The sequence below is a fragment of the Streptomyces sp. NPDC048277 genome (assembly GCF_040652235.1).
Classification (GTDB): domain Bacteria; phylum Actinomycetota; class Actinomycetes; order Streptomycetales; family Streptomycetaceae; genus Streptomyces.
In genome coordinates, this window is the sequence record NZ_JBEZLQ010000027.1 from 136,493 (window position 1) to 159,471 (window position 22,979).

Annotated in this window: 25 protein-coding genes and 1 pseudogene; 10 read left to right on the forward strand and 16 right to left on the reverse strand. The window is 67.8% G+C overall.

Annotated elements, in window-relative coordinates:
* Positions 1-60 precede the first annotated feature (60 nt).
* Together AB0D85_RS41375 and AB0D85_RS41380 are read left to right on the forward strand one after the other, a co-directional pair.
* Positions 61-366, forward strand: coding sequence for a DUF1330 domain-containing protein (locus AB0D85_RS41375; protein ID WP_362332622.1), 306 nt, complete (start codon positions 61-63; stop codon positions 364-366).
* The gene (locus AB0D85_RS41380; RefSeq protein ID WP_362332626.1) at positions 359-1,327 is read left to right on the forward strand and encodes an LLM class flavin-dependent oxidoreductase; all 969 of its coding nucleotides are present in this window, start codon (positions 359-361) and stop codon (positions 1,325-1,327) included. Before AB0D85_RS41375 ends, AB0D85_RS41380 begins: the two co-directional genes overlap by 8 nt.
* A 61-nt stretch (positions 1,328-1,388) precedes the next feature.
* Here the strand turns inward: AB0D85_RS41380 and AB0D85_RS41385 are convergent.
* The 5 genes and pseudogenes from AB0D85_RS41385 to AB0D85_RS41405 all read right to left on the reverse strand — a co-directional run.
* Positions 1,389-1,631 (reverse strand): annotated as a pseudogene (locus AB0D85_RS41385) (alanine dehydrogenase); the annotation flags it as partial.
* Positions 1,632-1,716: 85 nt separating this feature from the next.
* Positions 1,717-2,955 (reverse strand): cytochrome P450, encoded by a 1,239-nt coding sequence (locus AB0D85_RS41390; RefSeq protein WP_362332629.1) that lies wholly within the window; start codon positions 2,953-2,955, stop codon positions 1,717-1,719.
* Between the two features lie 219 nt (positions 2,956-3,174).
* Positions 3,175-3,507 (reverse strand): hypothetical protein, encoded by a 333-nt coding sequence (locus AB0D85_RS41395; protein WP_362332632.1) that lies wholly within the window; start codon positions 3,505-3,507, stop codon positions 3,175-3,177.
* A gap of 49 nt (positions 3,508-3,556) precedes the next feature.
* Complete coding sequence (locus tag AB0D85_RS41400; protein ID WP_362332635.1) at positions 3,557-4,018, reverse strand: SDR family NAD(P)-dependent oxidoreductase; 462 nt, start codon at positions 4,016-4,018, stop codon at positions 3,557-3,559.
* A gap of 129 nt (positions 4,019-4,147) precedes the next feature.
* Positions 4,148-4,540 carry a carboxymuconolactone decarboxylase family protein gene (locus tag AB0D85_RS41405; protein ID WP_362332638.1) on the reverse strand — a complete coding sequence of 131 codons (393 nt, stop codon included), beginning with the start codon at positions 4,538-4,540 and terminating at the stop codon, positions 4,148-4,150.
* 992 nt (positions 4,541-5,532) lie between these two features.
* On the opposite strand from AB0D85_RS41405, the gene AB0D85_RS41410 reads away from it, so the two are divergent.
* Together AB0D85_RS41410 and AB0D85_RS41415 are read left to right on the forward strand one after the other, a co-directional pair.
* Complete coding sequence (locus AB0D85_RS41410; protein ID WP_362332641.1) at positions 5,533-6,240, forward strand: TetR/AcrR family transcriptional regulator; 708 nt, start codon at positions 5,533-5,535, stop codon at positions 6,238-6,240.
* Between the two features lie 526 nt (positions 6,241-6,766).
* The gene (locus AB0D85_RS41415) at positions 6,767-7,537 is read left to right on the forward strand and encodes an SDR family NAD(P)-dependent oxidoreductase (RefSeq protein WP_362332644.1); all 771 of its coding nucleotides are present in this window, start codon (positions 6,767-6,769) and stop codon (positions 7,535-7,537) included.
* A 469-nt stretch (positions 7,538-8,006) separates the two neighbouring features.
* Here AB0D85_RS41415 and AB0D85_RS41420 read toward each other — a convergent pair whose 3' ends face one another.
* The 3 genes from AB0D85_RS41420 to AB0D85_RS41430 form a co-directional block, all read right to left on the reverse strand.
* Positions 8,007-9,266: an amidohydrolase family protein gene (locus tag AB0D85_RS41420; protein WP_362332647.1), complete on the reverse strand. Its 1,260-nt coding sequence runs from the start codon at positions 9,264-9,266 to the stop codon at positions 8,007-8,009.
* Positions 9,267-9,486: 220 nt separating this feature from the next.
* A complete protein-coding gene (folE, locus tag AB0D85_RS41425) occupies positions 9,487-10,092 on the reverse strand; it encodes a GTP cyclohydrolase I FolE (protein WP_362332650.1) in 606 nt (201 codons plus the stop codon).
* Positions 10,093-10,263: 171 nt separating this feature from the next.
* Complete coding sequence (locus AB0D85_RS41430) at positions 10,264-10,860, reverse strand: NAD(P)-binding domain-containing protein (protein ID WP_362332653.1); 597 nt, start codon at positions 10,858-10,860, stop codon at positions 10,264-10,266.
* A 50-nt stretch (positions 10,861-10,910) separates the two neighbouring features.
* Between AB0D85_RS41430 and AB0D85_RS41435 the strand changes: the two genes are divergently transcribed.
* Positions 10,911-11,540, forward strand: a complete 630-nt coding sequence (locus AB0D85_RS41435; RefSeq protein WP_362332656.1) for a TetR family transcriptional regulator — start codon at positions 10,911-10,913, stop codon at positions 11,538-11,540.
* 908 nt (positions 11,541-12,448) lie between these two features.
* Here AB0D85_RS41435 and AB0D85_RS41440 read toward each other — a convergent pair.
* The 4 genes from AB0D85_RS41440 to AB0D85_RS41455 form a co-directional block, all read right to left on the reverse strand.
* The gene (locus tag AB0D85_RS41440) at positions 12,449-12,958 is read right to left on the reverse strand and encodes a DoxX family protein (protein ID WP_362332659.1); all 510 of its coding nucleotides are present in this window, start codon (positions 12,956-12,958) and stop codon (positions 12,449-12,451) included.
* A 387-nt stretch (positions 12,959-13,345) separates the two neighbouring features.
* Entirely contained in the window at positions 13,346-13,504 is a 159-nt protein-coding gene (locus AB0D85_RS41445; RefSeq protein WP_362332662.1) for a hypothetical protein, read from the reverse strand.
* A gap of 275 nt (positions 13,505-13,779) precedes the next feature.
* Entirely contained in the window at positions 13,780-15,237 is a 1,458-nt protein-coding gene (locus tag AB0D85_RS41450) for an alginate lyase family protein (protein WP_362332665.1), read from the reverse strand.
* Positions 15,238-15,371: 134 nt separating this feature from the next.
* Positions 15,372-16,529: a transposase gene (locus AB0D85_RS41455; protein WP_362332668.1), complete on the reverse strand. Its 1,158-nt coding sequence runs from the start codon at positions 16,527-16,529 to the stop codon at positions 15,372-15,374.
* A 26-nt stretch (positions 16,530-16,555) separates the two neighbouring features.
* Here AB0D85_RS41455 and tnpA point away from each other — a divergent pair, with 26 nt between their 5' ends.
* Positions 16,556-16,984: an IS200/IS605 family transposase gene (gene tnpA / locus AB0D85_RS41460; RefSeq protein ID WP_362332671.1), complete on the forward strand. Its 429-nt coding sequence runs from the start codon at positions 16,556-16,558 to the stop codon at positions 16,982-16,984.
* A 615-nt stretch (positions 16,985-17,599) separates the two neighbouring features.
* On the opposite strand, the gene AB0D85_RS41465 is transcribed toward tnpA, so the two are convergent.
* From AB0D85_RS41465 to AB0D85_RS41475, 3 genes are all read right to left on the reverse strand, one after another.
* Positions 17,600-18,646 (reverse strand): zinc-binding dehydrogenase, encoded by a 1,047-nt coding sequence (locus tag AB0D85_RS41465; protein WP_362332674.1) that lies wholly within the window; start codon positions 18,644-18,646, stop codon positions 17,600-17,602.
* A 58-nt stretch (positions 18,647-18,704) separates the two neighbouring features.
* Positions 18,705-19,256 (reverse strand): hypothetical protein, encoded by a 552-nt coding sequence (locus tag AB0D85_RS41470; protein WP_362332677.1) that lies wholly within the window; start codon positions 19,254-19,256, stop codon positions 18,705-18,707.
* Between the two features lie 159 nt (positions 19,257-19,415).
* Positions 19,416-20,060: a TetR family transcriptional regulator gene (locus tag AB0D85_RS41475; RefSeq protein ID WP_362332680.1), complete on the reverse strand. Its 645-nt coding sequence runs from the start codon at positions 20,058-20,060 to the stop codon at positions 19,416-19,418.
* A 111-nt stretch (positions 20,061-20,171) separates the two neighbouring features.
* Here AB0D85_RS41475 and AB0D85_RS41480 point away from each other — a divergent pair, with 111 nt between their 5' ends.
* The 3 genes from AB0D85_RS41480 to AB0D85_RS41490 are packed head-to-tail and all read left to right on the forward strand — an operon-like array spanning position 20,172 to position 21,346.
* Positions 20,172-20,942: an SDR family oxidoreductase gene (locus AB0D85_RS41480; protein WP_362332683.1), complete on the forward strand. Its 771-nt coding sequence runs from the start codon at positions 20,172-20,174 to the stop codon at positions 20,940-20,942.
* 21 nt (positions 20,943-20,963) lie between these two features.
* Positions 20,964-21,203: a hypothetical protein gene (locus AB0D85_RS41485; RefSeq protein ID WP_362332688.1), complete on the forward strand. Its 240-nt coding sequence runs from the start codon at positions 20,964-20,966 to the stop codon at positions 21,201-21,203.
* Between the two features lie 5 nt (positions 21,204-21,208).
* Positions 21,209-21,346: a hypothetical protein gene (locus tag AB0D85_RS41490; protein WP_362332691.1), complete on the forward strand. Its 138-nt coding sequence runs from the start codon at positions 21,209-21,211 to the stop codon at positions 21,344-21,346.
* An 81-nt stretch (positions 21,347-21,427) separates the two neighbouring features.
* On the opposite strand, the gene AB0D85_RS41495 is transcribed toward AB0D85_RS41490, so the two are convergent.
* Entirely contained in the window at positions 21,428-22,180 is a 753-nt protein-coding gene (locus AB0D85_RS41495; protein WP_362332693.1) for an NAD(P)-binding domain-containing protein, read from the reverse strand.
* 82 nt (positions 22,181-22,262) lie between these two features.
* On the opposite strand from AB0D85_RS41495, the gene AB0D85_RS41500 reads away from it, so the two are divergent.
* Positions 22,263-22,676: a helix-turn-helix domain-containing protein gene (locus AB0D85_RS41500; RefSeq protein ID WP_362332696.1), complete on the forward strand. Its 414-nt coding sequence runs from the start codon at positions 22,263-22,265 to the stop codon at positions 22,674-22,676.
* The last annotated feature ends 303 nt before the right edge of the window (positions 22,677-22,979 follow it).

The window sequence follows — 22,979 nt, forward strand, 5'->3', positions numbered from 1 at the left end:
GCGCGGGCTTCTCCGGCGTGGTGGAGGAAACCCGCATCCACTGGTCAAAGGAGAGTCGCCGTGCCCAAGGGATATGTCGTCGTGACTGAACTCATCACCGATCAGGCCACAATGGACGCCTACAGCAAAGCAGCCGCCCCTTCGATGGCTGAGAGCGAGGCCAGGGTGCTGGTCGTCGATGATCAGCCTGCGGTTCTGGAGGGCGAGTGGCACGGCAACCGCACCGTCATTCTTGAATTCGAGTCCGTCGAGGCGGCCCGGACCTGGTACGACTCGGAAGCCTATGCACGGGCGAAGCCCCTGCGCCACGCTGCCGCTCAGTCACATGCCGTGCTGCTGAGCGGCTTCGAGCTGCCCCATGAATGAGTTTGAATTGTCATGCGGATTGCCCCCGGGCCCTCAGTTCGCCGATCTCGTCGTGCTGGCCGAACAGCTTGGCTATACCCGGGCTTGGATCTACGATTCCGCCGCATTGTGGGAAGATCCGTTCGTCCACTTGGCACTCGCCGCCGAACGCACCCATCATATTGGTCTGGGCGCGTCTGTCCTTGTCCCGGCGCAACGCGAGGTCATGGCGATGGCGTCAGCGATCGCTACGCTGACTCGTCTCTCAAACGGCCGATTCCGGCCTTGTTTTGGTACTGGTTTCACGGCTCGCCTCACCGTAGGACAACCGCCCATGCGGCTGAGCGAACTGGCGGACTACATGCGTGCTCTACGCCGACTGCTCGCAGGAGAAACCGCCGTCGTCCAAGGCAAGTCCGTTCGCATGCTGCACCTGGAGGGACTGTCGCAGCCGCGTCCGATGAACGTTCCGCTCTGGCTGAGTGCGTTCGGGCCTCGCGGCGCCAAGCTGGCGAACGAGATAGCGGACGGAATCATCGGCCCCGTCCACCCCGAGCTTCCCACTGCGACCATGGTGTCCGGCACAGTGCTGGAAGCGGGTGAGGCTCCAGACAGTGACCGTGCACTCGACGCGATCGGGCCATGGCGAGTCGTCGATTGGCACAACGCCTACGCCTACGGTGGCGCGGACGCGGTGGACGCCTTGCCCGGCGGCCGGGAGTGGCGGATCGAACTCGAATCGCTCACTCCGGACGAGGGAAGACTGCCGTCGGCCTATGAAGGTCACGTCACGCACCTGACGCCCCGTGACCGCAGACTGTTGCCCCATGTCGATCGCACCACCATGGTCGATGACGCACGGAGCATTCGTCGTCGTCTTGACCGGCTGGCCGCGGACGGATTCCGGGAGATCATCTACACCCCCAGTGGCCCGGATGTCGCCCACGAACTGACGGCCTTCGCGGCAGCGTGCACGGCGTGACGCGGCACTCGATCCTCCACTCGGACAAAGCGGGGCGGCGCTCCCGTTCCCGGTGACGGGCGATCTCAACCTGCTCCAGGCCGTGTGCCTCGGCGACTTCCTTGTAAACGGCCTTGCCGTCATGGGTGTTGAGCCCCTGGGCGGAGGCGCGGCGTCGCGGCGCAGCGCCTCCGCCCAGCCGTTGTTCCCCGACGACAAGTTCGCGATGCAGGGCATTTCTCGGCTTCATCCGGGAGACCAGCTTGTTGGTGGTGACCAGCTTGAGGGCCTTGGTGCCGGGAATGAGCACAGTGCCGATCACGAGTGACTCACCGACAGAGCCGGATCCGCCGGTGCCGGTCCCGCCCAGGTAGGCGGGACCGGTTGATCGAGGACTCGGGGGGGACGCCCTACCAGGTGACCGGCAGCTCCGATATGCCGTATGCGAGCGCGTCAGCGGGACGGAAGTCGAGCTGGTCGCGGTCGACCGCGAGCCGGAGGGTCGGGATGCGGCGGTAGAGCGTGCCGAAGACGACCTGGAGCTCGATCCGGGCAAGCTGCTGGCCCAGGCACTGGTGGATTCCCCAGCCGAAGGCGTGGTGCTGGCTCGCCTTGCGCTCGAGGTCGAGCTTCTCAGGCTCGGGGAACGCCTCCGGGTCCCAGTTGCCGGCGGGCAGCGGTACGACGATGCCGTCGCCGTTCTTGATCTGCACACCCTCGAACTCGAAGTCCTCGGCGGCGATGCGTCGCTGCCCGAAGGTCGCGACGGTGATGTAGCGCAGGATCTCCTCGACCGCGTTCGCAGCTTGCCGAGTGTCCTCGATCTGTCGGAGCCGCGCCAGTTGTTCGGGATTCTCCAGGAGGAGAGCGGTACCGAGCGTGATCATGTTCGCGCTGGTCTCGTGGCCGGCGATCAGCAGAATCATGGAGAGCAGAGTCGCCTCGGGAAGGGTGAGGTCTCCGTCCTTGACGCGCCCGGCGAAGTCCGACAGGACGTCCTCGGCAGGCTCCTGCATCTTCTTCTGGAGCAGTCCGGCGAGGTAGCCGCCCAGCGCCTCGTTCGCCCGCCGGTCGTCCTCCGCGGTCTTGTCGCTCCGGGTGGCGAACGAGGCGTGCTCCTGGAAGAACTCGTGGTCCTCGTACGGCACTCCGAGCAGCGCGCAGATCATCAGCGAGGGCAGCGGCAGCGACAGCGCCGTCATCAAATCGACCGGCTTGGGACCAGCCAGCATCTTGTCGATGAGGTCGTCGGTGAACCTCTGGATCTCCGGTCGCAGCGCCTCCATCCGGGGCCGGGTGAAGGGACGCGTCATCATCCGGCGGATCCGCGTGTGGTCGGCGCCGTCGGCATTGAAGATGGTCAGCGGGAAATGCTGGACGTTCTCGGCCATCGCCTGGTTGGGCAGCGGGAATCCGGCCCGCTTGTCGTCCGAACTCACCCGGGGGTCGGACAGGATGGCGCGCTGGGCGGCATGGCCGGTGACGAGCCACGGGGTCGTACCGTCCCAGATCCGGGCACGGGACACCGGACCCTGCTCGTTGAGAGCACGCAGCCCGGGCGGCGGAGCGAACGGGCACTTGGGATCCCGGTCGTCCTGGTAGTGGTAGATCTGCTCATCGGCGGCGGGACGAGTGGCTGACTCTGACATGGTGTTATCTCCAGACGGGGATGATTGAGCTTCTTCGGGGTGGCCACCGGTCGAGTGGCGTTGCGACGGCGGCTTGGCCCAGCAAGGGCAGCAACTGCCCTGCTCGGCAACCTCACCCGCCGGAGGGGTGGCTGAAGAAGGTCAATGGGGGATGGGGAAAGTGGGGGGGGTACGTCATTCCTCTATGGGGTTCGCGATGACCTCCATGGGGGCTCCTGATCAGTCAGTGGGGGCAGCGGTGGCGTCGACGATCTCCTGTCGGCGCGGCCGGGTCTGCTGGGGCATGTTCCGGCCGAGTACGCCGGTGCCCCGGCTGTCGCTGCGATAGCGGATGGCGAAGCGACGGGCTGTCACATCGCCCTCGACGACGTCTGCTTCGGCGTCGGCGGGCACGAAACCGTGCGCTTGGAGTTTGGCTTGGCAGGGGGCGATGCCGCCCACGGCGTAGATGCCGCCGGCCGCCCGGCAACGCGAGTCACACGCCACGCCGTTGTCGAGGGTCGGCCGGCTCCCCTCCAGCAGACCGGTGGCCGGGAGCGCACCGATGCACACGACCACCGCGTCGGCGGGGAGTACATCACCGTTGGGGGCCGGACGCCGCTCACCCGACCGCCAGCGCCCTGGTGAGGCCGATGACTCCGCCCCTGGAGGCTGCGTAGTGCGCCATCGCCGGTGCGCCGGTCTGGGCCGATGAGGAGGCGATATTGATGATCCGGCTCCAGCCCGCGGCGAGCCTGTCGGGCCCAAGGGCCTGGGTGACGAGGTAGGGGACCTCGAGGTTGATCCCGATGATGCGGTCCCAGCTTGCCTCGCCGATGCCGGTGCCGATGCCGGTGAAGGGTTCGTAGGCGGTGATGCCTGCGTTGTTGACGAGGATCGTGACCGGTCGGTCCGAACTCCTCACGGGTCCGGGCCGCAGAGGCGGCGCACCAGCCGCGTCGGCGGCGTCGCCGGCCACCGGTATGGCGGTACCACCCGCGGCCTGGATCTCCGCCGCGGTCTTCCCCGCGCCCTCGGAGTTCAGGTCCCAGACCGCCTCGGCCGCCTCCTTGGCGGCGAGCACGGAGGCGATTACCGCGTCCGATCCCCTGGGGCACGACCGGTGACGACCGCGACCTTTCCCTGCGGTGACATGCGCGCTCCTGGCTGTGCTCGATGCGAGGTCCCAGCCGGGAGCCGGCCCTTGCAGAGGTCACCCCTCCAGCGCCTCGCGGGCGGCGGTACGGGCGGCGACCGCTCGGGGGAAACCTGTGTAGCCGGCGGAGTGGTAGATGACCTCGGCGATCTCGTCCTCGGTCAGTCCGTTGGTGACGGCGATACGGACGTGAGTCCTGATCTCGGTCTCCGCGCCGAGAGCGATGAGGAGTCCGAGCGTGACCAGACTGCGATCACGAGGAGCAAGCCCGTCACGGCCCCACAGTCCGCCCCAGACGTTGACGAGCCCGATGTCGACGAGTTCCTCCCCGAGGCGGCCGTCCCTCAGTTCAACCTCACCATCGGGATACACATCCGGCAGAGCGGCTCTCAGCGCCTTCCATCCGGCGGCCCGCAGGTCGGTGGTTTCCTCGACGCCCTTGTCGTTCATGAGTAACTCCCGTTGCGCTGCTTCACGTTCCCAAGAGAAAGTTAAAACAGTCGGTCGGTACAATCAATCGCTTTGGCGAAATTCACACTCATTGAGCTTCTTCAGATTGGCCACCGATCAGGTGTGACGTTGCGACGGCGGCTTGGCCCAGCAAAACCGCCCTTGCCGGGTAGCCTCATCAACACGCTCGGCAACCTCACCCGCCGGAGGGTGACTGAAGAAGCTCGTTGACCACGACCTTGCTCCACCCTGACCTCGGCATTCGATCGACCGGTGACCACTACATAAATCAAGGCTCAAGCGAGAAAGCACGGGTGAAATCGCGAGGAGGGTCTCGCGGGCCAGACAAAGCCACTGAAGGCCGACATCGGCGCGGACCCCATCTGGCGCCGACCCACTCCCCGAGAGTCGCAGCCACGACTCCACCCCAGGAACCACGGGAGAAGCGGGAGCGCCTGCAACGCTTCTCCGGCAAGCGGTCGACTCGGACCGCGCCCGGAAACGCCGACGGGGCGGCCCCACTGACGGCACATCAGCAGGCGGTCGACCGACTCCGCTGACCAACTCCACCGATCGGATCCGAGGGGACAGGCCGACCTCAAGGCGAACGTCGAGTCCATCCGTGAGACGCCGAGCACCTCGGCCAGGGGGTTCCCCACCGGATCACCACACGCTGACCCGGCCGTCAAGGGCCCGAGGCCCCGAGAACCTGATCACCAGGGCCGCGGGAGACAGTTCGGACCACCGTCCTTCGACACGTCAGAAGCGGCGCGAACAACGACAGGTCACCACGAGTCGACCAGCGCGCAAGCCCGGCCGCACTCCCCCGGGCCACACTTTCAATGTACCGTTCGGTCCAACAAACCAGTTCAACCACAACCGAAACCCTTGCCCCGAGCCCGCTTCCCCCTGGACGGATCCACTACGTCCAGATGCGGGTGAGGGGCATGTCACCACAAGGCACATTGATGCCACATGCGGGGAGACAACCGATGCCACGTCCACCGGGCCACGGACCGGACTATGAGGTCAAACGTCAGAAGATCATCGATTCCGCCGCCGAGTTGTTCGCCCGCCAGGGGTACGCGGCAACCTCGGTCAACGATCTCGGCCGCGCGGCCGGGCTTGCCAAGGGGGCGCTCTACTACTACATCGGTGCGAAGGAAAACCTGCTGATCGAGATCCAGTCCCGAGTGATGGCCCCATTGCTGGCCCGGGCCCGGCAGATCGCGGCTCTGGACATGGATGCGCTGGTGCGCCTACGACTCCTGTCGGAATCGCTGCTGACGATCATCTTCCGCAGACTCGACCACATCTGGGTCTACGAACACGACTACCGCAGCCTGACCGGCGACTCTCTGCACACGCTGCTCAGCCAACGCGCCGAGTTCGAACAGCTGGTCAGGGAACTGCTCACGGAGGCCGTGGAGGGGGGCAGCTTCCGCGCGGTGGACCCCGGCCTGGCCACCCTGCAATTCCTCAATCTGCACAATCACACCTACCAGTGGGTGAAAGCCGACGGCCGCTGGAACCCAGCACAGCTGTCCCGCGAGTACTGCAGCACCCTGCTGCGCGGGTTCGGCGTGCCGGGCGTCACGCTGCCGGACGTGGAGGAAGCGGCAGCGGCCTTCAAGCGCGACCGGCCCGATCTGTTCTTGGCCCCGGAGCCGGAGCGGAAGCCGGCCCCGGCGGCCGGCTGAACCAGGGGCCCGTGCACCTGGTCGCGGGCCCCTTCGCCACTCAACGCGCCGTACCAGCGCCTTTACGATGACCCGCTCACACAGTCGTAGCCGCAGTGGATCCGCACGGCGTGAGCGGCTCGGTTCTCGGACACCGGACGGTTGTCGGAGCAGCTGCGACGTCGTACGCTACGTCGCACAGGTTTTATAGACCGGGCGGTATGCCAAAGCTTGGTCGCAGGCAACCGACCGGTCTAGGTACGGCTGGCCACCGAGCCGGGAAAGCCTCCGTGCCCAAATTCGCGAGCATCCTCGGCGACCGCCTGCCCCCAGCGACCCGACGCACTGGTTGCACAGCAGGGGAGCGCAGTCTGAGGGGGCGTCGACTCTGTGAGCGGGTGAACGGACTCGCCGTCGGCTTGAGGGAACCCGCCGTCGGACGGGGTGACGTCACACCGGTCCGCTCCCACGTCGTCGACGAACTGCTCCGTATCCCTTGGAACGCGGTCCTCCAGCGGACCCCGTGCAACATCCGGAAGGCTGAACCATGACAGACGTGAACACCGAACTCCGTCTCGACGGGAAGGTCGCCTGGGTGACCGGTGCGGGCAAGGGCAGCGGCCGAGCCATCGCCATCGCGCTCTCCCAGGCAGGGGCGCACGTGGTGGTAACCGCTCGTACGGCCGCCGACCTTGAGAGTCTGGCGGCCGATCTTGGCGCGCACGGCGGCAAGGTGCTGGTGCTGCCCGGTTCGGTCGCCGACTCGGACGTGATGCGCACGGCGGTCCAGCGGATCGGCGACACCGCCGGGCGACTGGACGCCCTCGTCAACTGCGCAGGTATCAGTCCCCACTTGACCCGCAGCGAGTTCGTCACCGACGAGGCCTGGCGACGGGTGCTCGGCACCAACCTCCAGGGCACCTTCTACTGCTGCCGCGAGGCCGGCAAGGCCATGCTGGCACAAGGGTCCGGCTCGATCGTGAACGTCTCGTCGGTGCACGCGGGCACCGGATTCGAACGGATCGCCGCCTACGCCGCCGGCAAAGGAGGCGTCGAGGCGCTCACCAGGACACTCGCCGTCGAATGGGCGAATCGCGGGGTGCGCGTCAACGCCCTTGCGCCGGGCTACTTCCCTACGCATCTCAGCAAGGGGCTGCTGGATGGCAAGTGGGGCGAACGGATCGTACGGAGCACTCCCCTGGGTCGGGTGGGTAGCGTCGAAGAACTGGGCGGCGCGGCGGTGTTCCTTGCGTCAGACGCCTCTCGCTACGTCACGGGTACCACCGTCGCGGTGGACGGTGGCTGGACCGCCCGGTGAGTGCATCGGCCTGTCGGCGCCGAGCCTTCGGCGGGCTTGAGGACAGTCTCGTGGCGTGCTTGCCGACATTCCCCCAGCGGATCCGCAGTCCTGGACGCCTTGGAGCCAGGTGAGGCCCCCCTCGGCGCTCGACCAACGGTAGGAACTCGGCCCGCTGCTGCGGCAGATGACGGCGGACATGATGCCGTGGCTGCGTAGCGGCTCGTGGTACGCGCCGCGGCCGGCCCCGCCGGCGAACAGAGAGTCCAACTTGCGGCGGGTACGGCCGCCCTCGCCCCGGCCGACGGAATCGCGTCGAGCAGGGACAGCAGCAGGGAGGCATCGTTGCGCACCCCGCCGGTCAACAGGACAGCGGGCGATGTCCCGCCCTGGCCGGCGACGCAACGAGGGCCCCATCGGGACAAGCCAACAGGCCAGGCCCCGGAACATCACCGTTCCGGGGCTCGGCCTACCGTTCCGCTCCCCGCGGTCAGGCGCCGCTGGTCAACCCTGCCAGCTTCTTGCTCTTGTCGAAGCCCACAATGTCGGCGAGCGTGCCGCCGAGGATGGCGGCACGGTCCTCGTCGCCGACTCCCTCGAAGTTCTCGGCGATGCACTCGGCGCTGCTGCGGAAAGTCCCCTCGGCATGCGGGTAGTCGTTGCCCCACATGATCGTCGACACACCGGTGATGTGACGCGCCTTGACCGCCGTCGGGTCGTCGGCGAACTGGACATGGATCTGACGCCGCACGTACTCGCTGGGCTTGAGCGGGTGCGGCCACCGGTTGTTGACGGCGAACAGCCGTCCCATCGCCGGCTGGTCCTGCGGGGAGCGCGAGTCGTCCCAGAAACCCAGCCACCAGTCAGGGTCCTGACCGGTACCGGTCTTCCAGAGCTTGTCCATGAAGCCCATGTACGAGACCAGCCAGCCCGCGCTGTACTCGATCAGGTTGAAGTGCAGGTTCGGGAAGCGCTCACACGCGCCGCCGGCCACGAGGTCGGCGATGATGCCCTGCGGACCGGCCGCCCCGCTGCCGCCGGCACTCATCGTCCGGCTCGCCACCATGGCATCGGTCAGCTGGCCCTTGCCCATGTTCATCGAGGTCATCAGTCCCCGGACCGTGGTCGCCGTCTCGGACTCGTTGTCCTTGACCTTCACCCCACCGGTCGCGACGTGGAAGAACACCGGCAGGCCGTGCGCCTGGGCCGCTGCCCACACCGGGTCGTACTCCGCCGACCAGTACGGCAGCGACGGCGGGATGTCCGGCAGCAGGATCGCACCGATGCCCAGCCGCGCGACCCGCTCGATCTCGGCGACCGCGTCCGGGATATGGGTCAGCGGGATCGCCGCCGTGGGCCGCAGTCGGTCCTTGTACTGCAGGTAACGCTCCACGATGTAGTCGTTCCACACCCGGGCATGCGCCATCGACAGCTCGTGGTCGTCCGTGAACAGGACGAACAACGACAGGTTGGGGAACATGACCGAGGCGTCGACGCCATCGAGGTTCATGTCCCGGATGATGTGCTCCGGATCGCCGTCCGGCGTCGCCCCACCATGCTGACGGTACTTCGAGATGGTCCACCCGTCGAAACCGATGGTGTGCAGCTTCTTGAACTCCGTGTGTCCACCCGGGACCATCGGCTCGCCAAGGGTGAACTCTTCTTCCCACAGCGCTCGTTCACGCAGGTGCTTCGGCAGCCGGGACTTGAAGAGATCGACCGGCTCGATGATGTGCGAGTCGCCGGACACGACAAATTCCTTGAACACAGGCGGTACCTCTTTCGAACCTCGTCGTTCGTTCCAGAATTCATCCTGGATACTTTTGAAGTTAGCTGTACCGCTCGGTCTAGTCAATGATTCGGCATAGTCAAATTAGAAATGAGCGAGTCGATTGGATTGCTGACGCGGAGCTGACACCGAACCCGATGCCTGCGTTCACATCGCCGAACCGGAAACGTAAGAGCTCAATTCAGTTCGCCAGAATGAGACTCATGGCCTCGGCGCGGCCGGCGGGGTCGCACAACTGCCCGCGCACAGCGGACGTGGTCGTCAGCGCACCGAGCTTTCGGATGCCCCGGGCCGACATGCACATATGCTCCGCCTCGATCACCACGATGGTCCCCTGCGCCTCAAGGATGCTGGTCAAGGCGTCCGCGATCTGCGTGGTGAGCCGCTCCTGCACCTGCGGGCGGCAGGCGAACACGTCCACCAGACGGGCGAGTTTCGAGAGACCGGTGATCTTCCCGCTCGCGGCGGGGATGTAACCGACGTGGGCCACGCCCCGGATGGGCAGAAGGTGATGTTCACAGACACTCATGATGTCGATGTCCTTGACCAGGACCATCTCGTCGTGCCCGAGGTCGAACGTCGTGGTCAGCACCTCTTCGGGTTTCTGACCGAGCCCTGCCAGGAGTTCCCGGTATGCGCGCGCCACCCGTGCCGGAGTCTCGCGCAATCCCTCTCTGTCGGGATCTTCACCCACCGCTATCAGCAGTTCACGAACGGCCTTCTCCGCACGCTGGGGGTCGAAGCCGGTTGACGCGCCCCCCGAGATCGAGGTTGCAAGATCAGTCATCGGAGTCTCATCTCTGTGGCCGAACCCGTATGTCGACCCGGGTGGCGACTGAGCGCGCAGTTCAGTATTCGCTCCACCATTTCCGCTATCTCTCGGGTGCCGGGAAATAATTCCATCCCCTCTCCGAGTCCCCCAGGAGATAAAACGCGTCCAGTCCCCCGGATAACGGCTCTACAAAAAATTTCCCCGATTGAACAGCGGGCCGGCCCTCACACTTCGGAAATGGCAGCGCGCATACCGGGCCCAGGGTCTCGGACAGCAGCATCGGCCAATTCCCCGCTCCTGGCGGCCGGGACCGGGGCACCTGGGGTGGTATCGAAGAACCAGCGGCCCGCCCACGTCCGCCCTGGCGAACGAGTGGTCACCCCCGACGGGACGGACACTGCGGTCGCCGGCACGGCCGGCACTCAACGGACGGGCACCGATGGAGAGACGACGGAAGTCGCTGTTGCTGAACGCCCTCACCACGCGGGAGAAGGCCAGCGGCACGGTCACCGCCTGCCCTCCGGCCTGGGCGGCTTCCCGCGGCGTCGCCGCGCGGACACGAGGGCCGAAATCCGCGACAAGCGCGATGAGGGTGCGCAGGCCGCGGGAGTTACCCAGGACGGCATCCAGTCCGGCAAGGACGGCCACGCGGGCCAAGGCGCCGCCGATCGCGCCTCCAGCCATGAGGCCGAGCGTCCGGATGGTCACAGTGCCGAGCCTCCGTCCTGACAAGCGAAGCTGACTTCCCATTTCCAACATGGAACTGAGTGTCAAGATAGCCATTGAGCGTCAATACTGCAAGCCGGTGTGCGGACGGACGGTAGGATCGGAGCGTGAGCACGCCATCGGGTACCACCACAAGGGACATCGCACGCGCCGCCATCCGGGCCGAACTCGCACAAGTTGCCTTCGACCTGTTCCGTCAGAAGGGCTTCGACAACGTCACCCTCGATGACCTGGCCAGGGCTGCCGGGGTGTCCCGCAGCACCTACCTGCGCTACTTCGGCACCAAGGAGGACGCCGTCCTCGACACCTTCGACGCAATGGGCGACCGCGTTGCCGAGGCCTTGCGTGCACGCCCGACGGAGGAGAGCCACTGGACGGCCTTGCGGCACGGTCTGGACGTCGCCCTTGAGCCGTACCGCCAGGACCCCGCCGAGGCCCTGGCGCGGACACGTCTGGTCCGCGAGACTCCCGCCTTGAGCGCTCGGCAGTTGCAGAAACAGCACAGCTGGCGGCCGATACTGGCCCGGGCTCTCGCCGAGCGCGGCCAACCCGTAGCCACCCGACCCGCCGGCTCAGGAAGTCCTGGCGCCGACCACGCGGCGCTCACCCACGATGTGCGGGCCGGCGCCGCCCTCGAGTGCCTCAATGTCGCTCTCGACGCCTGGACAGCCTCGGAGGGCCGCCTCGACCTTGTCGCTCTGCTCGACGAAGCCTTCACAGCACTGACGCTGCGCTGACCACACCGTCGGGGGCCGGCACCGCGATTCCACGGGCATCTGCGCCACGGCGTGGAACACGCCTGTCACCTCCTCCCGGTTCGGCTTGGTCGAACGGAGGCAAGGTCCCGGCCTCGTGCGCGCCGGGATCGCCCGCGCCTGCGACCTCCCACCCGTTCCCGGATCCGCCGCCGAGCGCAACCACCACAACGCTCTGTGGCTGCACTCGGCCTTCCGGGCGGATCGGAGGGGCGGCCGTCCTTCTCCCGCCGCCGGCTCACCCCGTTGCAGGCCGGACCCGCTCACCAACCTCCGGCACGGCTCCGCGAGGTCACCGGGCAACCCTCCGACGAAGTGCATCCGTACGGTGGTTCCGGGGACACAACGCTGGCACCGGACCGCTGTTCCCTCGACCCGGCCGGGGTCACCGTCCGGCTGGCCGCGTCGGTCGGCTTCCCCGGTGTCCGGCCGGCCGTCCGGATCTTGGCCCCGCCGATCGCCCGGCGGGTTGGCCACGGCGCCTCCACCGACCCCGCGGTCCCGCTGGTCCCGGTCGGGCGCTCCGCCGCGTGCGGTACACCTGCCACCCAGCCGGTGCTCGGCACGGTCACGACGCACCCCATGCTGCCAGTGGATCCGGCGGATGGCCCGCGACGGACCTGTGAGTTCACCGATCACCTGTCCTACGGCGCACCCGCCTGGGCGCCGCTTGCCTGCGTGTGCGAGGCCGCATGGTCGGCCGAGCCCACGTACCGCGCCGGCAGCGCACCGATCCCGGGCGCGTTCAGGCCCACCTGGCGGCCGACCGTCACGACCACCCGACAGGGCATATGAAGCGCCCTCTCCGAAGCCCGCACCACGGGTGCTTGAACTGCCCGTTCACTACGCGGACGGCAAGCAGGGCGGGGCGCCCGGCGCCGGGCAGCAGATCAGTCGGATTCTCCCCCGGACACGGCTGCCGGACGGTACCCCGCAGCGAGCAAACCGAAGGCAGCACCGGTACCGATGGCCACCGCAACCAGAGCCCACCACGCACCGGCGAGGTCGAGCCCGAAGGCGTGGTCCAACGACCACGCCCCGGGTCCCACGGAGGCAGCGCCGATCGCCACGAGGGCGACCAGCAACACGTATTCCCAACCACCCTTGAAGATGAAGTAACCCTTGCCTCGGTGATCGGTGAGGGCGGCCACGAGCATCAGACCCACACACCCGGCACAGGCCAGCCCCGTGAGTAGACCGAGGCCGAGAAGAACTCCGACCGCTATCTCGGTGGCCGCGGCAACACGTGCGTGCATCCATGCGGGACGGAACCCGAGGGCGGCGAACCAGGCCGTCGTGCCGCCGATACCGCCGGGCCCCGCCACCTTGTTCGCCCCGTGGGTGATCAACATCAGCCCGACGGCCAAACGAATCACCAGCATGCCGAGGTCATCACCCATGGTCGTCTCCGGCTCTTGGCGGCGTCCAGATCCGAATCCCCGGTCCAGCGGTCGGCGATTACTGGACGCGTTATTTATACCGATCGGTCGTTAGACATTTGAATTTACTTCCGCCTCCATCCTTCCGTCAAGACCACGAACCCATCACTCGCTCCAAACTCACCACTGGTAACGGCACTTCGCTCGCCCATCGCCCCGGACTGGGCGCCGCGCATCCGCAACGGCGACGTTCTCTGGAGTGACGTATGGACGCGCCCCTCGGTGAGCCCGAGTTCAGGCTGTACGGCGAGTTCGAAGTCGACGACACCACGGCACTCACGGCCTCACGCCACGCGGCGCGGAGGGCGATGGCCTGGCGCCACTGATGGGCGGCCTTGGGGGGCATGTCTACCGAGGGGGCACGGCGGTCGGCTCCGGACTTACGGCCCGGACGTACTGGTACGACGGCGGGGACCGGACGTACCGGACCACCGCCGAGCTCATCGCCGCCTCACTCGACGAGACGTCCGCCGGCCCTGCGAGCCGTGCCTCCGTCCTGGACGACATGGCCTTCACCTCCGACGGCGCACTGCGTGTGCGGTTCGACGGAGGCGAGGTGGGCGCTCCAGCGGCGGGTACCCACGTCGTCGCCCGCCCCGAACCGACCATCAGCCCGTGGCTGTCCGACTTCGGCAGACGTGCCCAGCAACAGACCACGCGCCCGAGCGGCGCGCTGAACCACGGCGCGCCACGCTCTGACACCATCGCGTGTGCGGGATCGCCGTGCCGCCGCGGGCAGAGCCGCGATCCGGTCACCGGTTCCGGGTCGGTGAGGGTCCCCCTCAGTCGCTGTCGCGGGCGCTTCGGCGGCGCAGGGCGATGATGCCTCCCGCGATGGCCAGCACTCCGGTGGCGGCGACGGCCGCGACTCCGCCAGCGCCCGTGGCAGCCAGGTCGTCCCCCCTGCCGCCCTGTGCCCGGGTGTCATTGGACCCGGCGGTGGCGGGCTGTGCCGTGGCTTTCGGGCTTCCCGAGGCCGCGGTCGTGTCCTGCGACGGGGCCGGTGTGCCGACGGAGACGATCGCCTTGGGGCGGGTGAAGGCCAGGGTACCGAAGCCGAGTTGGTCGAAGCCGCCGCCCTCGCCGTAGTTCCCGCCGCCGCCCTCGGGACGGACCTTCTCGGCGTAGGCCGTGACGTAGGGGGCGTCGAGGCCACGGCGGTTGACGTAGTGGTTGTAGATCGACTCCCAAATCGGGCGGAGTTGTCCGCGGGAGTCCGTCGACGGGGCGGTCAGGGTCTGTGACCCGCCCCAGATGCCCGGAGCGCCGTATTTCCACGTCCAGGAGGTGTACGGCACGTCATGCCCGAGATTCCATTTGGCGACGTACTCGAAGCCCTTCAGCAGACGGTTGTCGTCGTAGCCGTAGAGGTCGATGCCCTGGTTCCATGCCATCTCGGCGATGGCGCCGGCCAGCCCGACGCCCAAGGTCGCGTGCCCCTGGTCGCGGCCTACCTCCACCCACTGTCCGAGGCCGCCCGGTTGGATGTGAGTGATGAGGTTCTTGACGGAGCCGTTGCCCTTGCCCGACTTGAAATAGGTGACGGCCTCGTCGACCTTGTCCTGGTCGTCGCAGAGGATGCCGGTGGCCAGGACGCACCCGATGCTCAGCAGATCCCAGCTGCCCCAGTAGTTGGTGACGTAAGCGCCGTTGTGGTGGGCGAGAAAGTCGCTGCTCTGCGTGTAGAAGACGTCTACCAGCATCTTCTGGAAGCGGGCGAGGTCGAAGCCCGGGTAGCCGCGCATGATCTCGGCTGCGTTGGCGAACTGGTAGCCGTGCAGGCCCGCCGCGATGAACCGGTCGGCGTCGCCGTCGAGCACGGTGAGCTCGGCCGACCACGCGTTGAGGATGTCGCGGGCGGTGTCCGCGTGCGCGCTGTCACCGGTGACCTTCCAGCGCAGGGCGTTCTGGTATGCCGCGTGCACATCGTGGTAAAGCGTGCCGACGTTCGTGCCCTCGCCGCCGCGCACCACCCTCGCCAGCGGGTTGGGCTTCCAGGTGCTCTGGGCGTGCGAGTTGGCCGCCAGCACCGCATAGCCCGCCTTGTACGGCGCCTTGCCAGCCTTGACTCCCGCCCTCATCCGCTCGAAGTCGGCCTGGGTGTGCAGCATTCCCGGATGGGCAAGACCCCCGCCGACACTGGCGGGCGAGGAGAGCACCGTCGCCGCGTCGGCGGGCACGGCACCCCCGATCACCGTCCCGATGCCGATGACCGTGGCCGCGCCGGTCATCCGCAGCATCCCGCGTCGGTTCAACGTCGGTCGGGTGTTGTCCTGGCTCACTGGCACTGTGTCAACTTGACCCGGCCCTAAAGGACCGGGCTTGGAGGTAGCGCCCAACTGGCTGCTGGGTTGGCTCCTCCGTCCAGACATCCCTATGGGGTGGCAGGGACGCGTGACTCACGCCCCGCATTCCACACGCTCTCGCCACGGGTGGCGATGTTATGGGAAGCATTCCGGTCGGCGTGGGCAACGACCCCGCACCCCCGGCAGATGAAAAGCCCCTGGTCGACACGGTTGCGCTTGTCGACGTGGCCGCACTCGGCGCACGTCTGCGACGTGTACGCGGGATCAACGAAGACCAGCGGCACGCCTGCCCTCTTGGCCCTGTAGACGATGAAGTCTCCGAGCTGGGCAAAGGCCCAGGAGTGGAGTGCGACCCGTTGGGGCTTGCGGAGCCGTACCCTCTGCCGGATTCCCTTGAGTTCTTCCAGGGAGATCCCGGCCGAGGTGCGTTCAGCCTCGGTCACGATCGTCTTGGCAATGATGTGGTTGGTGTTCTTGACGTGCCGCTGTTCGCGGCGGGAGCGCTCCTTCAACCGGCGCTTGGCGGACGTGGTGCGCTTCTTCTGGAGCTTGGCCCGCAGGGCAAGCTGACGCTTGCGGTAGCGGCCCAGACCGCGCCCGGCGGCCTGGTAGCCGGTGGACGTGGTGGCGATGTTGACGATGCCGAGGTCCACGCCGATGAAGCCGTCCGGCTCGTACGTCTCGGCCTCGGGAACCTCGCAGGTGGCGATCAGGTAGAAGAGTCCGTCACGCTCGATCAGGTCGGACTCGCCCTTGCGGTAGCCGCGGAGCGTCTTGAGCGCGTCGGCGGAGCAGACGAAGCGGACGTTCTTGAGTCGCCCGGCAGTTGTCCAGATGGACACGGTCTGTGCGTCGTACTGCCAGCTCAAACACCGGTCGTCATATGGCTGCGCGGCCTCGGGACGGAACGTGATCGGCTTCGATGCGGCCTTGATCCGGCGCTTCGATTTCGGCTTGCCGAGGTTTCCGGCGCGGATGTTGGCGTGCAGCGTCGTGTACGCATCGCGCACCTTCTTGATCACGTGTTGCGCCGCCTGCGCCCCGAGCCCTTCGGCCTTGAGGCGCGGGTACGTCTGCTTGCGCAGCTCGTACTCACGCGGCACACCATGGGTGAACGCCACCTCGGAGACCCAGCACGCCAGGTCGTTGACCGTGCGCAGGGTCGCCGACAGCGCGGCGGCCTGGTCGGCCTCCGGCATCAGCTTCACCTGCGTCACGATCTTCATGCCGGGAATCGTACTACGGTTGGTCTATGTCACCACGCTGGGAACCAAACCCCGACATCCGTAGGGGGCGCACGGTCATCTATACCCTCCACGCTCACTTGGTCTTCACGCCCAAGTACCGGCGCGGCCCGTTCACCGACGAGATCCTTACGCGCTGCGAAGAGATCATGCGGGCCGTATGCGCCGACTTCGAAACCGAGCTGGTGGAGTTCAACGGCGAGCGCGATCACGTCCACCTGCTCGTGCACTACCCGCCCAAGGTCGCCATCTCCCGGCTGGTCGGCTCCCTCAAGGGCGTCTCAGCCCGCAGGCTTCGCCAGGAGTTCCCCGGCCACATCCGCACGTACCTGTGGGGCGACCACTTCTGGTCCCCGTCCTACTTCGCCGCGTCCTGCGGCGGCGCACCGCTGGCGATCATCAAGGAGTACATCGAGAACCAGAAGCGTCCCGGCTGAGGCCAACCGTGCGGACCCGTGCACCCGTGCGGGTCACCCCTGTCTTGAGAAGCGCTTCCTCCCGGGCGTGAACGCCCGGGGTTCCGCGCTAGATCATGCTGAACTCCTGTCGGAAAAGGTCGTACATGCAGGAGACGTGCGGGCCGACCGCACATAACAACAAGCGCCTGATGAAATTCCGCCGTGCTCCTGCATCGGCCCCGGGCCCGGTCCGAACCACGCGGCGGACCGGGACGCGACCCTCCGCGATCCCCGGGGCTCGCTCCTGGCACACTGTCGCCCCGCGACACATCGGGACGGCTGCGCGGCAACGGGAGAGGGGTGCGGTGAGTGCACGCACAGGACGTGCAACAGCAGCCGGATGTGACCGTCGTCGTAGCGGCGCGCGCCGGGGATCGGCAGGCGTCGGAACAACTCGTAGCGGCAGCGGCAGGTGTGCCGCGAGCTCGGGGGTGGCCTCGAAGAGCTCAGTGGGGTCGCGGTGCCTTCCGGCAGACCGACGGCGTCCCTCGCCGAGAACTGCGGGACCGGAGGGTGGTCCCGGGCGAGCAGTGCGGGGCTGACGCGCGGCCGGCCGGGCGTCAGCCACCGGAGACACCGGCCGCAGCCGTGGGGTCAGGGCTGGTCGTCGAAGGTGACGACGACCTTTTCGGCGGCGCCGGGGGTGAGCGTCAGTTCGAAGGCGCGGTCGGCCTCCGCGAACGGGACTACATGGCTGATCAACTTCTCGAACCGTTCGTGATGTTCGGCGAGTTCGGCGGTGACCTCGAATATCTCGGTCGGGTAGCCCTGGGAGGCGATGAGGGTCAGTTCGCTGCGCAGCATGCCACCGAGGTCGACCTCCCCCTTCTTCTGCACCGCGACCATGACGAGTGTGGCGTGCGACTTGGCGTTCCCGATCACGGTGTTGAAAACGGCCGGGGCGCCGGCGGCGTCGATGAAGATGTCGGTGCCGGGCCGGGGTTGGCCCAGGGCGTTGACGGCCTGGCCGTGCAGTTCGGTCAGCCGGCCGGTGACGTCTTCATGTGCGGAGTTGATGACCGCGTCCGCCCCGACGGCAAGCGCCTTCTCCAGCCGGGATGGGATGACGTCGACGACCACCACATGCCGTACGCCGCGCAACTTCAGCCAGATCGCGGCGCCGAGGCCGATCGGGCCCGCGCCGAAGACCACCACCTTGTCCTCGGAGCCGGCTCCGGAACGGTTGACGGCGTGCCGGGCCACGGCCATGGGCTCGTTGAGCGCCGCCACGGCGAAGGGCAGGTGGTCAGGGAATGCCTGTACGTTCTTCCCCACCTCGGCGTTCTCGACAAGCAGGTACTCGCTCATCGCGCCCTGCGTGCCACCACAGCCGATGAGGCCCGAAGGGTGGCCGGTCGGATCGATCACGACCCGGTCACCCACGACGAGGCCCTCGACATCGGCGCCGACCTCAGCCACCTCCCCCGCCGGCTCGTGGCCCAGGTGTACGGGAACGATCTCACCGCCCAGGTGCGCACGGGCGGGCATGCCGCCCATGTGCAGAAAGCTGACGTCGGTGCCGCAGATGCCGCAGGCACGGATGCGGATCAGCGCGTCCTTCGGCCCGGGAACGGGTCGTTCGACGTCCACCACCTCGACCTTGTCGACGGCGCCGGTCCGGAGGGACTTCATCGTGGGCATGGGAAAGCTCTCCTTGCTTGATGTCAGGATGTTCACGGTGTGTACTCGGCGGCCCGGTTCACGCCCAGGACGTGTCGTCCTCGGGCCGGTTCGGGACCCCGCGGACCGGCGGCTGGTACGGGGCCTCGGACGGCGACTGCCAGTACAGGCCGTTGTGCGTCGGCTGCTGGTACGAAGCTTCAGGCACCGGGCGCAAGTACGGCTCCTCGGATGCTGCCTCGCGAGCGGCCAGGGCTCCCTGGCGGTAGTTGGAGACAAGGCCACCGCCTGCACCCAGTGAGACCAGCCCCATACCGGCAGCGGTCGCGATGCCCTTCACGCCGTCCATGGTGAAGTAAGCAGCCGCGGCCACACCCCCGTTGAACAGGAACAGGAACCACAGCACGGGCCGCGACGACAAGAACGCCTTGATCTTCGGCTTCTTCGTGATCCGCGAACCCGTCACCAACGAAACGGCGATACCCGCGAACGTCGCCGCGGTCTTCGCCGTCCCGTCCAGGAACGCACCCGCGCCTCCCATGCTCGCGGCCAGACCGGCGACGAAGAAGGACCAGAGCAGGAGATCCGCGATGAACGACTTCACGCGGGTCAGGAACGATGTCGACGTCATGGCGCATCCTTCGGGGACGGTAGCCCGCGCTCTCGCGGGCTCTGCCGACTACGATCCCGTCGCCCACTCGCCGCCACGAGGGAGTGCACTCCCGACCCGATGGTGTAGCCCGCTACACCATCGGGCGCACCCGGCGGCCGTTCACGTGCCCGGCGCCGCTCAGCCCACGCGCAGCGCCGAGAACGCCTCGTCCAGAAGTTGGTCCAGGTCCTCACGGCCATCCGACCTCGCCCACTGGGCCACCGCGATGTTCATGCACTCGACCGCGGCGGCGGCACGGACCAGGGACTGGAGCGGCGGCGCCGCGGAGGACGAACCGCCCGCCCGTTCGGCCAGGGCCCGGGCCAGCGCGTCGGACCAGCCGACCTGCTTCTCCCTGCGGCCGGCCGAGAGCGCCGGAGTGGTCTCGACCAGAAGGGCCAAGGGCAGGAAGTCCCGCTGAGCCCGGCGGAAAGGCTCCAGGAGCGTGGTCATCGCGTGCCGCAGGGCAGTCCAGTCGTCCTGATCGGCGGGTCCCGTCCGCAGTACGGTCGCAACGCGGTCGTCCAGCACCTCGAAGGCGCTGAGGATCGCGTCCTCCTTGCTGTCGAAGTACCGCAGGAACGTGCTGCGCGACACACCGGCCGCGGCGGACACCTCTTTGACAGTGACACGGTCGAAGCCTTCGCGGCGGAACAGCTCGAACGCCACCTCGGCGAGCCGGGTCCGCACGGCGGCTCTCGCGATGTCCCGCGTACTCGTGCCCGCCGCAACGCTTGCGGGCGCCCCCGTCCCGGGCGGTGGTGCGTGTACTGCTTCATTCATTCACCGATCGTACCCATGCCTGCATCCGAGTCATGCGCCCACTTGCAAGACACTGTCACACATGTGAGACTCAGTTCCATCAATGTGTACGTGCTTCACTAGGAGTGGGACATGAGGGGTCTGCAGGGCAAGCGCATCGTCGTCGCGGGCGGCGCCACCGGAATCGGGGCGGCGACCGTGGAGCGGCTGGTCGAGGAGGGCGCCTCCGTGGTCGTCGGCGACATCAACGTCGCGGGCGTGGAGGCCACCGCCAAGCGCGCCACGGGGAACGGGGGCGTGGCGGTCCCCGTGGCTTTCGACCTCTCCGACGAGGCGTCCATCCAGGCGCTGATCGACCGCGCGGTATCCGAACTCGGCGGCATCGACGGGCTGTTCAACGTCGGCGCGGATGTCTCCGACGCCAACCTCGGCCGGGACCTCGACCTGCTGGAGATGGACCTGGGGGTCTGGCAGCGCACCCTGGACGTGAACCTCGTGGGCTATGCGCTCACCGCTCGTGCGGCCATCCCGCACATGCTGGAGGCCGGCGGCGGCGCCATTGTCAACACGTCCTCCGGCGCCGGCTGGAGCGGCGCGCGGGTGCGGCCCGCCTACTCCGCGTCCAAGGCCGGTGTCAACGCCCTGACCCGGCACATCGCCACCCGTTGGGGCAAGGAGGGCATCCGCTGCAACGGCCTCGCCCCCGGCCTGGTCATGGGCGAGACCCAGATTCGGCAGGCCGACAAGGAGATGCAGAAGCAAGCCCTCGCGGCCGCCCTCAGCCCTCGGCTCGGCAAGACCTCCGACATGGCCGGCATCGCCGCATTCCTCTTCTCCGACGACGGCGAGTGGATCAACGGACAGGTCTGGTCCATCTGCGGCGGCATGCACCTGCGCGGCTGAACCCGCCGGCGGCGGACGCGGGTGCGCAGCAGAAGTCGGGCCACCGCTCAGACTCAGGAGGGCCACAGGTCGGCGTCCGTCCACGCCGATCACCAAGGGGTCGTCGTAGGCCACCGCGGCGTCCGTAACCGCAGCGGCAAGGACCTCGACGAGTACGCGGGCGATCCGGCCGACGGCGCGGGCGTCATCCAGTACGGGAGCAAGGGCGGCACCAACCGGCTGTGGACTTCTCCGACCCGGGCGACGAGACCCACCACCTGACGGACGTGGCCACTGGCAAGTTGCTCGACGTCGCCGACTGCGGCAAGCGGACGGCGCCGACATGCGGCAGCGGTCGCGGCCGGTCCACCCCCGTGACCGACCGCGACACCGCCTGCGGCGCCGACGTCCGCCCGTGGACCTGACGGGGTCTGCGGCGGTATCGGGGAACGCGATGGCGGACCGTCCTAAGGCCGGTCCGCCATCGCGTCAGCCGTGCTCAGGGTCTAGCCGGCGGAGCGCGGTGTCGGTCCGCCCGCCGGTACCGGGACGGCCGAGGCGATCAGTTCGCGTACACGGGCGGCGGGCACGGGGACTCCGGGCGTCTGGAAGAACCAGCGTCCGCGTTCCTCGTCGGTGCTCAGCCCCTCGGGCCAGGCGCCCAGATAGGGCTGGACGTGAATCGGGGTGTTGGGTCCGATGCGCCAGCTGTCGGAGAGAGTCCCGAGGTCCACGGCGTCGTAGCCGATCGCGTCCAGGAGGTCGGTCACCCGCGCCTTCGCCTCGGCGTCGTCGCCGGCGACGGCCAACGCACTGCGGTCGGCCGCACCGGCAGGCCGGGCCAGGAGGAACAGCCGGCGAAAGTCGAGGTTGGTGAAGGTCTTCACCACACGCGAACCGGGCAGGTGCCGCTGCACCAGCTCGCTGGAGGTGAGCTTGCCCGCGTCCAGTTCCTCGATCCGGCCGTCGCGGTAGGGGTAGTAGTTGGTCGTGTCGATCACCGTCCGGCCCGCCAGCGCGTCCGCGGGCAGTTGCGCGTAGGCCCGCAACGGCACCGTCGCCACCACCAGCTCACCCGCTCGTGCAGCCTCCTCCGGGGTGGCGGCCCGGGCGCGCGGACCCAACTCGGCGACGAGTTCGGCGAGTGTCGCGGGACCGCGGGAGTTGCTCAGCACGACATCCAGTCCGGCGGCGACGGCGAGCCGGGCCACCGCGGCACCGATGTTGCCGCTGCCGATCAGTCCGAGGGTCTCGGGCATGGGAAGAGCCTCTCTCGTGACAACGAAGCTTATCAATAGTAAGTACTTATGGATAGTAAGCATAACCCCTTACGATGGGTGCATGAGCCGAGGGACCGAGCGCGTGGCCGGGATGAGCGTGTTCGATCCGGAGTGCGTGTCACGGGAAGTACTGGAGCACGCGGCGGGCCGGTGGGGTGCCCTGACCCTCGCCGCCCTGGTCGACGGCCCACTGCGGTTCGCAGAAGTACGGCGCCAGGTCACCGGGGTCTCCGACCGGATGCTCTGGCAGACCCTCCAACGCCTGCACGACGACGGACTGGTGAACCGCACCCCGCACCCGACGGTCGCCCGCCGCGTCGACTACGAACTGACCGCCCTCGGACGTCCGATCGCCGAGCGGATCTGCGATCTGATCGACGCGATCTACGAACAACTGCCCGGCATCGTCGCTCACCAGCGCGCGCTGGCCGCGACGACCGATTCCCGGACGCCGAGCCCACCTCCAGCCGAGTAGACAGCGGGCGCGGGGGCCGATGGCCGCGGCCGGGTTGCATCGGCCGCGCGGCACGACATGCCGCGTGCCATGCACACGTCGGTCCAGAAGGACGAGGAGCCCCGGACCGCCCGTGGCTTCGACAATGCGAGTCGGGGTCTGGCACAAGTTCTGGGCTCTGACGTGTAAATAACTGCAGGTGGGTGGTATTTCGGGCACGACGGTGATTCCAGCGGGGCCGTTCCCGCCGGGTTTCGTTCCGGTTGGTTCATCCGGCGGCCTCCATGGGGTCGAGGGTGACCCGGTAGCCGAGTTCGTTGAGGC

What these genes read in the sequence shown, in the direction of transcription:
- AB0D85_RS41455 (WP_362332668.1), bottom strand. Translation starts at nt 16,529, where the DNA reads ATGAAGATCGTGACGCAGGTGAAGCTGATGCCGGAGGCCGACCAGGCC.
- AB0D85_RS41465 (WP_362332674.1), bottom strand. Translation starts at nt 18,646, where the DNA reads ATGCCCACGATGAAGTCCCTCCGGACCGGCGCCGTCGACAAGGTCGAG.
- AB0D85_RS41480 (WP_362332683.1), top strand. Translation starts at nt 20,172, where the DNA reads ATGAGGGGTCTGCAGGGCAAGCGCATCGTCGTCGCGGGCGGCGCCACC.
- AB0D85_RS41470 (WP_362332677.1), bottom strand. Translation starts at nt 19,256, where the DNA reads ATGACGTCGACATCGTTCCTGACCCGCGTGAAGTCGTTCATCGCGGAT.
- AB0D85_RS41475 (WP_362332680.1), bottom strand. Translation starts at nt 20,060, where the DNA reads ATGAATGAAGCAGTACACGCACCACCGCCCGGGACGGGGGCGCCCGCA.
- AB0D85_RS41430 (WP_362332653.1), bottom strand. Translation starts at nt 10,860, where the DNA reads ATGGCTATCTTGACACTCAGTTCCATGTTGGAAATGGGAAGTCAGCTT.
- folE (WP_362332650.1), bottom strand. Translation starts at nt 10,092, where the DNA reads ATGACTGATCTTGCAACCTCGATCTCGGGGGGCGCGTCAACCGGCTTC.
- tnpA (WP_362332671.1), top strand. Translation starts at nt 16,556, where the DNA reads ATGTCACCACGCTGGGAACCAAACCCCGACATCCGTAGGGGGCGCACG.
- AB0D85_RS41405 (WP_362332638.1), bottom strand. Translation starts at nt 4,540, where the DNA reads ATGAACGACAAGGGCGTCGAGGAAACCACCGACCTGCGGGCCGCCGGA.
- AB0D85_RS41450 (WP_362332665.1), bottom strand. Translation starts at nt 15,237, where the DNA reads ATGCTGCGGATGACCGGCGCGGCCACGGTCATCGGCATCGGGACGGTG.
- AB0D85_RS41495 (WP_362332693.1), bottom strand. Translation starts at nt 22,180, where the DNA reads ATGCCCGAGACCCTCGGACTGATCGGCAGCGGCAACATCGGTGCCGCG.
- AB0D85_RS41445 (WP_362332662.1), bottom strand. Translation starts at nt 13,504, where the DNA reads ATGTCGTCCAGGACGGAGGCACGGCTCGCAGGGCCGGCGGACGTCTCG.
- AB0D85_RS41440 (WP_362332659.1), bottom strand. Translation starts at nt 12,958, where the DNA reads ATGGGTGATGACCTCGGCATGCTGGTGATTCGTTTGGCCGTCGGGCTG.
- AB0D85_RS41410 (WP_362332641.1), top strand. Translation starts at nt 5,533, where the DNA reads ATGCCACGTCCACCGGGCCACGGACCGGACTATGAGGTCAAACGTCAG.
- AB0D85_RS41415 (WP_362332644.1), top strand. Translation starts at nt 6,767, where the DNA reads ATGACAGACGTGAACACCGAACTCCGTCTCGACGGGAAGGTCGCCTGG.
- AB0D85_RS41390 (WP_362332629.1), bottom strand. Translation starts at nt 2,955, where the DNA reads ATGTCAGAGTCAGCCACTCGTCCCGCCGCCGATGAGCAGATCTACCAC.
- AB0D85_RS41380 (WP_362332626.1), top strand. Translation starts at nt 359, where the DNA reads ATGAATGAGTTTGAATTGTCATGCGGATTGCCCCCGGGCCCTCAGTTC.
- AB0D85_RS41500 (WP_362332696.1), top strand. Translation starts at nt 22,263, where the DNA reads ATGAGCCGAGGGACCGAGCGCGTGGCCGGGATGAGCGTGTTCGATCCG.